Origin of the sequence: Empedobacter sp. UBA2044, from assembly GCF_002333005.1 — a bacterium.
GTDB classification, from domain to species: Bacteria; Bacteroidota; Bacteroidia; order Flavobacteriales; family Weeksellaceae; genus Empedobacter; species Empedobacter falsenii_B.
Window position 1 is genome coordinate 16,368 of the sequence record NZ_DDBA01000061.1, and the last position, 13,567, is coordinate 29,934.

The following is a 13,567-nucleotide window of genomic DNA, read 5'->3' on the forward strand; positions in this document are numbered from 1 at the left end:
TTTTAAAATCTTTTTGAAAAACATATTATTTAACTAATGGTTTTTGATTCAATTTCCAATCAGCTATTCCTCCACTATAATTTTCAACTTCAAAACCTTTCGATTCTAAAAAACTTTGTGCAATCGTTGCTCGATCTCCAGCTTGACAATGCAAAGCAATTTTTTTAGTTGGATCTAATTCATTGTATCTTTTTGGTAAATAACCGACAAAAATATGCTTCGCTCCTTCAATATGACCTTCTTTAAATTCTGCTTCTCCTCTAACATCTAAAATCTGAACCTCATCATTTCCAATGTAATTTTCAATTGTATCTGCGTCGATTAAAATTGAAGATTGTAAGTAACTAAAATTACTCAACATATCTGTTGGAGTAATATAACCATAGACATTATCCAAACCAATTCGCATCAATTTTCGCGTCATTTCTTCTACTTCATCCTCTTCTACAATCAACACAATTGGTTCTTGATAATTAACCATCCAACCCATCCATGTATTGAACGTTTTATTGTTTTGAATATTTAATGTTCCTGGTAAATGGAATTGAGAAAAATCTGTTTTGATACGCGCATCAATCACTTTCATTCCAAAATCTTTCGCTTTTTCAAATTCGATATATGTTAATTTAGCCCATTTCGGAACTTCAATCAATAAAGGACGTTTTGTTTTATTCAGCTTTTTCATCATTGCAAAATAAGCTGGCGCTTCGGGTTGATCTGCCAATAAATAATCAACGAAACCTTTTTCATTCGAATCAAATTGTAACGCCCAATTTCTGATTTTCTCATAACCAACCGTCGTACTTGCTACAGCTCCCAAAGCTTTTCCACAAGCAGAACCTGCTCCATGTGCGGGCCAAACTTGTAGATAATCTGGTAATGCTTGAAATTTTTTCAACGATTCAAACATCTGCTTCGCTCCTACTTCTTTAGTACCAATTAATCCAGCTGCTGCTTCTAATAAATCTGGACGACCAATATCTCCTACAAAAACAAAATCTCCAGTAAAAATCATAACTGGTTCTTTCGTCGCAGGCGTATCTGTCAACAAAAAACTAATACTTTCTGGCGTATGACCTGGTGTATGCATCACCTCAAAAATTAGATTTCCAACTTCTATTTTATTGCCATTTTTTAATCCGACATGTTCAAAATCGTATTGCCAATCTTCTCCGCCTTCATCAGACAAATACATCTTCGCACCTGTTACATAAGCTAACTCTTGGCTACCAGAAAGATAATCAGCATGAATATGTGTTTAGGCAATATGCGTAATTTTCAGCTTATTTTCTTCTGCTATTTTTAAGTATGTATCAATATCTCTTTTTGGATCAATTACAATTGCTTCTCCTTTTGCTTGACAACCTACAAGGTAACTTGAATGTGCCAATGACTTTTCAAAAATATGTTGAAAAAACATATGATAATATTTTTATGGTTTAACCTTTTCTAATTTGTTGAAGCAAAGTTAAGTTGCTAAAAAACAATCGACAGTAACCAATGTTACAGACTTAAAATAGAGAGAATAAAGATTTTAAAAATAATTTAAAACCAAAGATAAAATGGAGATAAAAATCCAAAGTAAGATTCCGTATGATAAGATTTTAAAACCTGCTTGTTTGATGGATTGTAAGTTAATCAACGAGCCAATCATAAATAAAGCAACAACCATTAATTGTTTCGAAATTCCTTGTAAAATATGATAAACTTTTCGCCTTGATGAAAATAAGTAGCGATAAGCATTGTTGCAATAAAACCAATAATAAAATAAGGAAATTTGAGAGAAGAGTTCTCTTTTTTGTTGAAATAACCAATTATAAGGCCAATGGAAAAATCCATAATGTTCGGCTCAATTTTACAGTTGTTGCAACTTCCAAAGCTTGTTCATCATATTGTTTAGCAGCACCGACAACAGAACTTGTATCATGAATTGCAATTGCCGACCACAAACCAAATTAATATTGCGATAACTGAAAATAATGTCCAATAAACGGAAAAATCATTAATGCAATCGCATTCAATACAAACACAACTGCCATAGCAATAGTAATTTGATTAGCTTTTGGTTGTAAAACCGAAGATATTGTAGCAATAGCACTTCCTCCACAAATAGCAGTTCCTGAAGTAATCAGCAGCGATGTATTCTTATTGATTTTTAATAATCGGTAGAATACAAATCCTAATGTAAAAACACTTAATACAAAAATAAAAGTGAGAAAAAATCCATCTTTACTAACCGAAACTGCCTCGTGAAGATTCAAACCTAACCCTAAACCAATGATTGCAATATTTAATAATTTCTTTGAATATCGTTTTGAGATTTCTCCAAATTCATTCTGAAAAATTAAACCATAACCAATCCCTAAAAGTAACGCCACAGACGACTCTACAAAAGGAAAAAAAGTAAATAGCAATAATCCAAAATAAACTATACGGGCAATCATTTGTTTTATGAAATACAAAAACAAAGGTAATTGACCACATCAAATTAGATTATAACATTTTTTACAAATAGGTAGTTGTGTATATTAACATCAAACCGTTATTCCATATTTATTTATTGTTTTACAATAAATTTATTTTGTAATTCAAAAATCTTGTATTTAATTTGAAAAATAAATAATTACTAAATATGGAAACTAAATCTAAATTTTATTTAAAAATAATTGGAGTATTACTAATCACTCTACCTTTTATTGATTTCTTTTTTAACAATGGATTAAATGATTTTATGAGAGGTTGGCAAAATGCTGAAATAGCACAATCTTCTGAGTATTTTAAAGTTATTCCAAAAAATGGTTCTGAAAATCCAGTTTCAATTCCTAAAATAGATGGTACTATTATTACAGAAGCGATGAATTTGAGTATTCATACGGAAAAAAGTCTTGCAATTTATCCTTTTTACATTTGGGTATTATATCTACTTTTGGGACTTACAATGATATTTTATTTTTTTTCTACAATTCGATTAATTAAAAGATTTATTAACGGTGAATTATTTGAAAAAAGCACATATAACACTTTACTGTATAATGGTTTTGCTGTTATTAGTTTTTCTTTGATTGATTCTTCATTGAATTATATTAAGAATAGTCAACTTGAAAAATATCTTGTAAACAGTAATTACATTATTTCTGAAAATAATATGGTTAATGCCTCTGATATCTATACAGGATTATTTATTATTGCTTTCGCAATTGCCCTAAAACAGAGTATTCAAATGAAACAAGAAAACGATTTAACGATATAAGATGGCTATAATTATTAACTTAGATGTCATGATGGCAAAACGTAAAATGTCTTTAAATGATTTGAGTGATAAAGTTGGCATTACCTTATCCAATTTATCTATTCTAAAAAACGGAAAAGCAAAAGCCATTCGTTTCGAAACTTTAAACGCGATTTGCAAAGCTTTGGATTGCAAACCTGGTGATATTATTGATTATACGGAAGATTAAAACAAAAAAAGGAAGCTCTCTATTTGAACTTCCTTTGTATATTTTTGAAATAATTTCTTACTTAATCGTGATTTCGTTTCGGTTTAGTTGAAGAAAACCTTCTTTTTCTAACGCTTTCAACAAACGAGAAATAACAACACGAGAAGTGTTGAGCTCGTAAGAGATTTCTTGATGCGTTTTTACCACAACTTTACCTTTGTTGATACTTGCGACATCCAACAGATATTTTTTCAAACGTTCATTCATATCATTGAAAGCTAAATTGTCAATCGCTACCAACATTTCCTCCATTCTATTATTGTAACTATCAAAAATGAAACGTCTCCACGATGGATATTTTGCCAACCATTCGTCCATTTTTACAATCGGAATCATTACCAATTCTCCATCAGTTTCAGCAACAGCACGTATTTTACTTTGTTTATCACCCAAACAACAAGCCATCGTCATCGCACATGTATCACCTTTTTCGAGAAAATACAACAACAATTCTCCTTCATCAAAATCTTCGCGCATAATCTTGATTGCCCCACACAAAAGGATTGGCATTCCCTTGATAAATTGGTTCAAATCAATCATCACATCATTCGCTTTAAATTCTATCAAAGATCCTAATTCATCAATTTCATTCAATAATTCATCTTCAAATTGATACGGATAAGTTGCTTCTATTTTCTCTTTTATCATGTTTAATGTGGGATTTTGTTTCTAATTTTTCCGTAAAGAAAAGTACCGATTAATGCACCTACAATTGTAATTAAAATTGGATAAACTCCTGCGCCTAATAACACAAATATTGGTCCAGGACAAGCACCGACCAACGCCCAACCTAATCCGAAGAAAATTCCTCCGATCAAATAACGAGCAATTGATTTTGCTTTGGGTTGAATCACAATTTTTTCACCATCGATACCTGTTGCTTCTTTCTTTTTCATCCATTGTATTCCAATTAAACCAACAACCAAAGCAGAACCGATAAATCCGTACATGTGGAAAGATTGAAAATTGAACATTTCGAAAATACGAAACCAAGAGGCTGTTTCTGCCTTGTACATGGTTACACCAAAGATAACGCCTAATATGATATAAACTAAACTTCTCATAAGATTAAAAAATTAAAGGAAACAAAACGTGAACCATTAAAAGTCCACCGATAAAAAACCCGATAACAGCAATTAATGAAGGTAACTGCAAATCACTTAAACCCGAAATCGCATGTCCAGATGTACAACCTCCTGCGTAGCGCGTTCCAAAACCAATTAATAATCCGCCAACAAATAATAACGCAATATTTTTAACAGACATCGTCTCGAAAATTTCGGTTGGAAAATATGCTTTTCCTGCACTTTCGAATCCCATTGCATTCAATTTTGCAATTGTAGCATTCGAAATTTCAGGAATTTGATTATCTGATAAAAAATGTACCGAAACAAAACCTCCGATTACTGCGCCTACTAAGAATAATAAATTCCATTTTTGAGCTTTCCAATCAAACGAGAAAAAATCACATGATTTTCCTCCTCCCAAAGCAGAACAAATCGTTCTGAAATTTGATGAAAATCCAAAACTTTTTCCGAAATAAATCAATAAAAGCATTACAATCGCAATTATTGGTCCGCCAATATACCATGGCCAAGGTTGTAAGATAAATTCCATTTTGTATTTTTTCTAAAACGTGTACAAAGTTGGTAAATCTAAATTAAAATGAAAGTTACAAATGTTACAGTTTACTTAAGATATATTATTTCAAAATCAATCCAAGAATTTTATAAATTTGATCATTAATGAAAAAAATCAATAAACGAAAAGTTTTAAAACGAATGCTTTACTTCCTATTAAGTTTGATTGTAATTCTTGTAATTGCAACTTTTGCGGTTCTACAAATGAATACTTTTGGTGCTGATGCAACTGGAAAACGACTGGAACGAATGAAACAATCGAAGTTGTATAAAAATGGACAATTTCAAAATATTCATCATACGCCTGCCTTGGCAGATGGTTTTGATACCAAAAAAGTGATGTGGGACTTTTTCTTTGGTGCGAAAAATCCAAAACTCAATCCTAAAGATTCTATTCCGCATATTCAGACAGATATTATATCAATCGATAAAAACGAAAATGTGTTTATTTGGTTGGGACATTCGTCTTATTATATTCAATTAAATGGTGTTAATTTCCTAATCGATCCTGTTTTTAGTGATTACGGTTCGCCTCTACCAATTTTCAATAAAGCGTTTAAAGGAGCAAATTCTTATCACGCAAAGGATTTTCCAAAGATTGATTATTTGGTTATTTCTCACGATCATTACGATCATTTGGATTATGAAACGGTGAAAGAATTACGTTCTAAAGTAAATAAAGTGATTCTTCCGCTTGGCGTAGGCGCACATTTCGAGAAGTGGAATTATTCGCCCGAACAATTAATCGAAGAAGAATGGAATACAAGCGTTACATTAAAAAATAACTTAAAAATTACTTTTACACCAGCTCGTCATTTTTCTGGTCGAAAATTTAAACGAAACACCACACTTTGGACTTCTTATGTGTTGGAAACGCCTACGCAAAAAATATTTTTAGGTGGTGACAGCGGTTATGATACGCATTTCAAGGAAATTGGAGAAAAATATGGTCCGTTTGATTTTGCGATTCTCGAAAATGGTCAATACAATGAAGCATGGAAATATATTCGTGCTTTACCAACTGATTTACCTGCAATTATCAACGATTTGAAAGCAAAACATATTATTCCTGTTCATGCTGCTAAATTTGCTTTGGCAAAACATGCTTGGGACGAACCTTTGGAGAAAATTATGAAGAATGGTAAGCAAAATAAGCTCGATATTTTGACGCCAATGATCGGTGAACCACTAAATTTGAACGATTCTGTCTTTTACTTCAAAGAATGGTGGAGGGATTAAAACATTTATTCCCGAATAATATTCGAAATATTTTTCAAACTTTTAAATAATATTCGAAATTATTGATTTATAATAAGTTTATTCTGAATTTTCTTCAGAAAACCATTTGTATTCCGTAATTTTGGCAACTGAAATTTAACTTTAAACAAAAAAATAAACAAAATGGAACTGAATAGAGAACGTCTATTAGAATTGGTGCAAAAATATGGTGCGCCGCTGTATGTGTATGATGCGAACAAAATTAGATCGCAATATGAAAAGATGACAAATGCATTTTCTACAGTCAAACGTTTAAAGTTAAATTATGCATGTAAGGCGAACACGAATCTTAATCTTTTAAAGTATTTCAAATCACTTGGTTCAGGATTGGATACAGTTTCTATTCAAGAAGTAGAATTGGGATTAATGGCGGGTTTCAAGCCAAAAGAAATCATTTATACACCAAATGGTGTTTCGTATGCAGAGATTAAAAAAGCAATTGATTTAGGTGTTCGTATCAACATCGATAACCTTTCGGTTTTAGAAACATTTGGTCAAGATTTCCCTAAATATCCAGTTTGTGTGCGTATCAATCCACATATTATGGCAGGTGGAAATGCAAATATTTCGGTTGGGCATATTGATTCGAAATTTGGAATTTCTATTCACCAATTACCGCATATCAAACGAGTTGTAGAAAATACAGGTTTACATTTGGACGGTGTTCATATGCACACAGGTTCTGATATTTTAGATATTGATGTTTTCTTGCAAGGAGCTGAAATTTTATTTGAAGTTGCAGCAGAATTCAAGAATTTATCTTACATCGATTTTGGATCAGGATTTAAAGTTCCTTACTATCCAGGCGCAGACGAAACAGATATTGAATATTTAGGTGAGCGTTTATCTGCTCGTTTTAATGAATTTGAGAAAGCGTACGGAAAACCTTTGACATTAATGTTCGAGCCAGGAAAATATATGGTTTCTGAGGCAGGATCTTTCTTAGCGACTGTAAATGTTGTGAAACAAACAACTTCTACTGTTTTTGCTGGAATTGATACAGGTTTCAACCATCTAATTCGTCCGATGTTTTACAGTGCTCATCACGAAATTGAAAATATTTCGAATCCAGAAGGTCGTAGCCGTTATTACACAGTTGTGGGATACATTTGTGAAACAGATACATTTGGATCGAATCGTAAAATAAATGAAATTAGCGAAGGAGATGTGTTGTGTTTCCACAATGCGGGAGCATATTGCTTCTCGATGGCTTCGAACTACAATTCGCGTTTCAAACCTGCAGAAGTCTTATTAATTGACGATAAGGATTATTTAATTCGTCGTCGCGAAACAATTCAAGATTTAATCGCAACAACAGAGGATATAAAATTCTAAGCTCAGAATTTTTATATATTTTTATAGTATTTTAAAGCTCAATTCAAGGATTGGGCTTTTTTTATTTACCTAATTTCAGTGGTTTACTAAAAAACAATTCGTGTACAGTACTTCTAAATAAGTTTTGTCCGTATGTTTTTGAATCATCATATTCGTAAGAAATTCTTTCTACAACAGGTTTTAAAGGAGAAATACTTGTTGGCTGATTAATATAATTCTTCACATTATCCAAGATTAATTCATTATTCTTTTCAAGCGATAAATCTTGCGAATACTTAAAATCAAAATAACCAGATTGTTGAGCAAAATTCATCAACAATTTATTTTTAAGATTATCATTCTGAGCAACTTCTTGCGCAAAAAGAGCAATTGGAAAAAGAAAGAATAAAAGTATTTTCATTATCAATCATTTACTGTTTTAAAGTTATGAAAATATTTTAAAGATTCAATCTATCCAATTTTAAAAACTTTACAATGACATTCATCTTATGCAATTCGAGATGAATTAAATACTTTTGTCACAAAGTTAGCATATGAAAGAAAAAAAAGATAAACGAAGTGCCTCTCAAAAATTAATAGACGATGCTTTCTTCCTATTTTTGATGATTCTTGGGGCTTTTTGTGTGTTAATAATACTTGTTGTTGTCTAAAAAATGAAATTGTTTGATACTTATTTTAGTTTTTATATTCTGAGTTGGATTTTTATCAAACTTACCCGAATTTATTCCATAGAAATTGAGTATCTCAACCATTATTTAACTGATATTTTTGCGGTACCTGCTATGACGCACTTAGGAAGTTATATCATTTCGAAAATTAAATACAACAATCAAGTTTATGTTTATCCAACAAGTTATTTGGTAATTACTGCTTTTGTTTTGAGTCTTTTATTAGAATTTATTATGCCAAAATTTTCTTCGAATTATACAGCAGATATATTAGATGTTGTCTGTTATTTTATGGGAATTATTTTTTACTTAAAATTCCATAAACCACATGTATTAGAGTTTAAGAATAAGATTATTGAATATTAAATTTCTTTAAGAATTTATAAATTTCTTGATTTGCTCCATAGATTACCAATACATCATCTTTTGTAATTACTGTATTTGATGTAGGAAAACCTTGTACTTCTGGAACAATTTTATATTGACCTAAAAAACTAGCTTCTTCTTTGTTTTTAATAATTGTCATTACCAAAATATTATGTTGCTTTTTGAATTGGATTTCATCAAATGTTTTTCCAACCAATTCATTTGGTGTTACAACCTCTATAATGCTAAACTCTTTGTTTAATTCAAAAGAATCTACAACTCCTTTCACATTTAGTTTTTTTGTCCAACGTTCTGCAGATTCAGCTTCGGGTCGAATAATTTCTGTAACTCCAATTGCTTGCAAAACATTTTCGTGTAAAGAATTGATAGAACGACTAATCAAACGTTTTACATTTTTATTTTTAAAAATAGCAGTAGCCATAATATTGGCACCTTCATTTTCCCCAATACTTACAATTACAATATCTGTATTATTTAGTGGTAATTTATTAATTGATAATTCATCTGTTGCATCTAAACAAATGGTATAGGATAACTTATCTTTCAAAGCTTCAACACGTTGAATATTATTGTCAACACCGATAATTTCGTGACCAAGCTTTACCATTTTCTTACCAAGCGCCGCGCCGAAATTTCCTAAACCTATAATTATTATTTTCATAATTTTCTTTTAAATTAAAATATCATCTGATGGATAACGATAATTAGATGAAACAGTTTTCTTAAAAAAAGCCATCAAAATTGTAATCATTGAAACACGACCAATAAACATCATTGTAATGACAACAATTTTACTTGGATCTGATAATGTAGGTGTTAAATTTAATGATAAACCAACAGTAGAATAAGCTGAAAAAGCTTCGAATGCAACATCAATAAGATGTAAATGATTATCAAATTTTGTTATTAAAAATATTCCTATTCCAATGACTAAAAAAGATAAGGTCATTGTAGCAAAAGCTTTTTGTACATTGATAGGGCTTAATTCTCTTTTGTAAATTTCGATTTTATTTTTTCCGCGTGCAATATTAATAAAATTAAGAATTGCAATTGCAAAAGTACTCGTTTTAATTCCTCCTCCTGTTGATGCTGGTGAAGCACCAATCCACATTAACAAAATAACCAAAAGTATGGAAGAGAATTGTAAGTGAGAAAAATCTATATTATTAAAACCTGCTGTACGAGGCGTTATGGCGATAAATAAAGCTGAAATAAACTTTCCCAAACCTTGATGTTGTCCTAATGTAGAATAATATTCTTCGAAGAATAATATGATTGTAGAAATAATTAGTATTGTTAATGAGGTGATTAAATTAACTTTAGAACTTAATGTAAAAACCCAATTCTTACGATTATTTTTATTATGGAGAATTTTTGAAATTAATTTTCTGATTAAATAATCTGTATAACGTAGAATATTAATCAAGATAGGAAAACCTATTCCTCCTAAGAATATCAATGTGATTAGAACAGATTGAAATCCATAATTGTGAACAAAACCTTTGTTCATTAATCCATTTGGCAATGTAGAAAAACCTGCATTACAAAAAGCCGAAACTGAATGAAAAATACTAAAAAATAATTTGTCAACAATACTAATATTATAAGGTGCAATTGAAATATAAATTAATACAGCTCCTACGAATTCGATACCAAAAGTTAAATAGATAATCCTTTTTACAAAAGAAAAAACTTCACTCAAAGAATCGTTGTTTGCAATACTTCCTAATGCTATTTGATTCTCATAAGAACTATTTCCTTTGAAAAAATAAGCAATATATCCAGCAAATGTCAAAATACCTAAACCTCCTGCTTGTATTAATAACATTAAAATAAAATGACCAACAGGCGTATAAGTTATATAAGTATCAACAGAAGTTAATCCTGTTACACAAACTGCGCTCGTCGCTGTAAATAGTGCGTCTAGAAAAGAAATTGGATGATATGTTGCTTTTGGCAACATAAGTAAACAAGCTCCTCCAAAAACTAAAATAAAAAAACTGAAAATAAATAATTGGGGAGGAGTAATTACAGAACGTTTGAAATTAAGGTTAGGTGTAGCAATTTCTCTTACTAATTTTAAAACAATAGCAAATTGCAAATATTTGCTGACAAAAAACCAACTATAATCGGTTATTTGCATTTTAATGCAATAAAGAATAAATAGTATACTTACTATATCAAAAATGATGACTCGCGGAATAATTTTTTCTTTAAAATAAACATATTTAAGTATTGTTCTTAAAATTCCGACAGATAGTAGAATGATAAAAAAAATGTTTATATAAAGTTTATACTCAACAGGAAATCCAAATCCAAACATTACCAATAATGCTATAATAGCTAATGTGTACGATATTGAAAGGATTACGTTAAAAAACTTATTGTTTACTAAAATTCGAAACATATTTGTTTCATAATAATTAAAAAGGCAAATTTATAATTATGTATACTTCTTACAAGTTAATCATTACTTTTTTTTTGAAAAGCTATAAATTAGTTATTAATGTTTTTAAAGATTTTCATTCTACCAACCATAAAAACCATAATCAATCCAAAGCAAGCAAATAACGCATAAGAATATCTCAAATCAAAAGCTTCAGCAATATAACCAATCAGTGGTGGTCCCATTAAAAATCCTAAAAAAGAGATACTCGAAACCATTGCCAATGCAACGCCTGGATTTACATTTTTGTTTTTTCCCGCTACACTATAAACTGTCGGAACATTACACGCAACACCCAATCCAACCATCATAAATGCAATTGTACACACAATAAATTGAGGAAAAAATACTGAAAGCATCAAACCAGAAAACATCAAAATTCCACTAATTTGCATCACGCGTTGTTTTCCATATTTACTGATAAAATAATCACCAACGAAACGTCCTGTTGCCATCATTACCATAAAAGAAGCATAACCAACGACAACCAAATTTTGAGGTGCTTTTACGATATCTTGGAAATAAACACCACTCCAATCGAACATCGCACCTTCTGTTGCCATGCTCAAAAAACCTATAATTCCTAGTTGAACCAAAACAGTATCTGGTTTTGAAAAAATAGATTTCTTTTCCTTCGCTGGAGCTGGTGTAGAATCGACTAAATATTTTTTATTAATGAACCAGCTCAAAATAATTAAGCCATAAATAAATACAAAATGATAAAATGTATTCACATGCAAATTCATCATCAATAAACCAATCAAAGCACCTGTAAAACCAGCTATACTCCACGCACCATGAAAAGAGGACATAATCGATTTTCCATATATTTTTTCGACTTCAACTCCTTGCGTATTCACCGAAATATTGCACATGTTTCCTATTACTCCAAAGAAAAATAAGACAGCACCTAATTGATAAAAATTTTGAGCCAAACCTATACAACAAAGTATTAAAGGATAAATTAAAACGACAATTCGTAAGACATTTTTACTTCCAAATTTCGCGACTAATTTTCCTGAAAGTGCCATTGTACACAATTGCCCAATTGGCATCAATAAAAGTAATGTTCCCAATTGACCTTCTGAAATTCCTAAATCTGATTTAATCGTCGGAATGCGACTTGCCCAAGACGAAAAAGCTAAACCTTGCGAAAAAAAGAAGAGTGAAACAGCGAATCGAATGCGATTCTTTTGAGTTGATGATAATTCTGTTAATGAATGCATGGCTAAAAAATATGCGACAAAGTTAAGCTTCTCTCCCGAAATTATAAACTCAAATGCAAAATAGGATAAGCTTTTCCCTCGTTATCTTTTTCAGAACGAGAAGTAACCTTAAAACCTTGGCTTAAATAAAAATCAATCGCTTGCTGATTTTGTTCATTCACATCAACCGATTTCACATTCAATTCCTGAATAGAAAAATCCAACAAAGCCTTCCCTACTCCTTTTCTTCGAAAATCATTGTGAATAAATAACATTTCAAGATTTTGTGCTGCAACACCTACAAATCCTACCAATTGATTTCCGATTTCGTAACCAAATAAGGCTACATGCGGAAAATAATTAGGTAAATTTTCTCTATAATATTCAAAATCTTCTTCTGCTAAAAAATGGTGTGTGTTACTAACCGAACTTTCCCAAATGTCTCTCAATCTCGCAAAATCTACTTCTTCAATTCTTCTAATCATGACTAAAATTAATTACAACAAAGATATAAATGACTATTTTCAAAAAAAAGAATAAAAAATATTCTATTGAGAATCATTTTGTTAAAAATTATTTTAAAAATAATTGATTTCAGAGTTTGGAAAAACGAAAAAGCGTTCTATATTTGCACTCGCAATACCGCAATACACTGCGTTATTGGAGAGTTGGCAGAGTGGTCGAATGCGGCAGTCTTGAAAACTGTTGAGGGTCACACCTCCGGGGGTTCGAATCCCTCACTCTCCGCTAATAAAACCCAATAGAGTAATCTGTTGGGTTTTTTGCTTTTCTGAAGTTGTTGAAAATTTCATTTTCATAAGACTGAAAGGAAAAACAAAAAATAATAGATGCGAAGTATGTAGAGTTTTCTTAGAATTACTTTCTTTTCTAAGGAACATGAAATACCCCCTCACTCTCTGCTAAGAAACCTCAATAGATTGTTCTATTGAGGTTTTGTTTTTTATTACGGTTTATGGTTAACGTTCTACGTTGTACGCTTTTTTGTTATTAATACTCAAATTCACTTATATCAACGAATTTCAAAAACGACAGACTAGTTTCAATCCATTGGGTGAGAAACTGAAATGAATTCCTTTAGATTTGAAAATCT

15 protein-coding genes, 1 tRNA gene and 1 pseudogene are annotated in these 13,567 nt (G+C 30.8%); 6 read left to right on the forward strand and 11 right to left on the reverse strand.

Going from position 1 to position 13,567, the window contains the following annotated elements; genetic code table 11:
• Positions 1-25 precede the first annotated feature (25 nt).
• From B4E59_RS11075 to B4E59_RS11085, 3 genes and pseudogenes are all read right to left on the reverse strand, one after another.
• A complete protein-coding gene (locus tag B4E59_RS11075) occupies positions 26-1,252 on the reverse strand; it encodes an MBL fold metallo-hydrolase (RefSeq protein ID WP_291053035.1) in 1,227 nt (408 codons plus the stop codon).
• A 6-nt stretch (positions 1,253-1,258) separates the two neighbouring features.
• On the reverse strand, positions 1,259-1,420 hold the full coding sequence (locus B4E59_RS11080; RefSeq protein ID WP_291053010.1) for an MBL fold metallo-hydrolase: 162 nt from the start codon (positions 1,418-1,420) through the stop codon (positions 1,259-1,261).
• Between the two features lie 394 nt (positions 1,421-1,814).
• A pseudogene (locus B4E59_RS11085) lies at positions 1,815-2,444 on the reverse strand (putative sulfate exporter family transporter).
• Positions 2,445-2,632: 188 nt separating this feature from the next.
• Here B4E59_RS11085 and B4E59_RS11090 point away from each other — a divergent pair.
• The gene (locus B4E59_RS11090) at positions 2,633-3,250 is read left to right on the forward strand and encodes a DUF2975 domain-containing protein (protein ID WP_291053013.1); all 618 of its coding nucleotides are present in this window, start codon (positions 2,633-2,635) and stop codon (positions 3,248-3,250) included.
• A gap of 1 nt (position 3,251) precedes the next feature.
• Entirely contained in the window at positions 3,252-3,458 is a 207-nt protein-coding gene (locus B4E59_RS11095) for a helix-turn-helix domain-containing protein (protein WP_286486023.1), read from the forward strand.
• Positions 3,459-3,515: 57 nt separating this feature from the next.
• Here B4E59_RS11095 and B4E59_RS11100 read toward each other — a convergent pair whose 3' ends face one another.
• From B4E59_RS11100 to B4E59_RS11110, 3 genes are read right to left on the reverse strand one after another with little or no spacing between them, the layout of a single operon-like run.
• Positions 3,516-4,145 carry a Crp/Fnr family transcriptional regulator gene (locus B4E59_RS11100; protein WP_291053020.1) on the reverse strand — a complete coding sequence of 210 codons (630 nt, stop codon included), beginning with the start codon at positions 4,143-4,145 and terminating at the stop codon, positions 3,516-3,518.
• A 2-nt stretch (positions 4,146-4,147) separates the two neighbouring features.
• The gene (locus B4E59_RS11105; RefSeq protein WP_291053023.1) at positions 4,148-4,561 is read right to left on the reverse strand and encodes a DUF6691 family protein; all 414 of its coding nucleotides are present in this window, start codon (positions 4,559-4,561) and stop codon (positions 4,148-4,150) included.
• A gap of 4 nt (positions 4,562-4,565) precedes the next feature.
• Positions 4,566-5,114: a YeeE/YedE family protein gene (locus B4E59_RS11110; protein ID WP_291053026.1), complete on the reverse strand. Its 549-nt coding sequence runs from the start codon at positions 5,112-5,114 to the stop codon at positions 4,566-4,568.
• A gap of 128 nt (positions 5,115-5,242) precedes the next feature.
• Here B4E59_RS11110 and B4E59_RS11115 point away from each other — a divergent pair, with 128 nt between their 5' ends.
• Both B4E59_RS11115 and lysA read left to right on the forward strand, forming a co-directional pair.
• Positions 5,243-6,376 (forward strand): MBL fold metallo-hydrolase, encoded by a 1,134-nt coding sequence (locus B4E59_RS11115; RefSeq protein WP_291053029.1) that lies wholly within the window; start codon positions 5,243-5,245, stop codon positions 6,374-6,376.
• Between the two features lie 162 nt (positions 6,377-6,538).
• Complete coding sequence (lysA, locus tag B4E59_RS11120) at positions 6,539-7,750, forward strand: diaminopimelate decarboxylase (protein ID WP_180906035.1); 1,212 nt, start codon at positions 6,539-6,541, stop codon at positions 7,748-7,750.
• 61 nt (positions 7,751-7,811) lie between these two features.
• Here lysA and B4E59_RS11125 read toward each other — a convergent pair whose 3' ends face one another.
• Positions 7,812-8,150, reverse strand: coding sequence for a hypothetical protein (locus B4E59_RS11125; protein WP_180906034.1), 339 nt, complete (start codon positions 8,148-8,150; stop codon positions 7,812-7,814).
• Between the two features lie 253 nt (positions 8,151-8,403).
• Here B4E59_RS11125 and B4E59_RS11130 point away from each other — a divergent pair, with 253 nt between their 5' ends.
• Complete coding sequence (locus B4E59_RS11130; RefSeq protein WP_180906033.1) at positions 8,404-8,784, forward strand: hypothetical protein; 381 nt, start codon at positions 8,404-8,406, stop codon at positions 8,782-8,784.
• Here the strand turns inward: B4E59_RS11130 and B4E59_RS11135 are convergent.
• The 4 genes from B4E59_RS11135 to B4E59_RS11150 form a co-directional block, all read right to left on the reverse strand.
• The gene (locus B4E59_RS11135; RefSeq protein WP_135836030.1) at positions 8,771-9,466 is read right to left on the reverse strand and encodes a potassium channel family protein; all 696 of its coding nucleotides are present in this window, start codon (positions 9,464-9,466) and stop codon (positions 8,771-8,773) included. The two genes, B4E59_RS11130 and B4E59_RS11135, sit on opposite strands and share 14 nt — an antisense overlap.
• Before the next feature lie 9 nt (positions 9,467-9,475).
• Positions 9,476-10,948 carry a TrkH family potassium uptake protein gene (locus B4E59_RS11140; protein ID WP_291053032.1) on the reverse strand — a complete coding sequence of 491 codons (1,473 nt, stop codon included), beginning with the start codon at positions 10,946-10,948 and terminating at the stop codon, positions 9,476-9,478.
• A gap of 353 nt (positions 10,949-11,301) precedes the next feature.
• Positions 11,302-12,477: an MFS transporter gene (locus B4E59_RS11145; protein WP_291047169.1), complete on the reverse strand. Its 1,176-nt coding sequence runs from the start codon at positions 12,475-12,477 to the stop codon at positions 11,302-11,304.
• Between the two features lie 41 nt (positions 12,478-12,518).
• On the reverse strand, positions 12,519-12,941 hold the full coding sequence (locus tag B4E59_RS11150; RefSeq protein ID WP_180906030.1) for a GNAT family N-acetyltransferase: 423 nt from the start codon (positions 12,939-12,941) through the stop codon (positions 12,519-12,521).
• A 177-nt stretch (positions 12,942-13,118) separates the two neighbouring features.
• Between B4E59_RS11150 and B4E59_RS11155 the strand changes: the two genes are divergently transcribed.
• Positions 13,119-13,203: transfer RNA gene (locus tag B4E59_RS11155), tRNA-Ser, on the forward strand.
• The last annotated feature ends 364 nt before the right edge of the window (positions 13,204-13,567 follow it).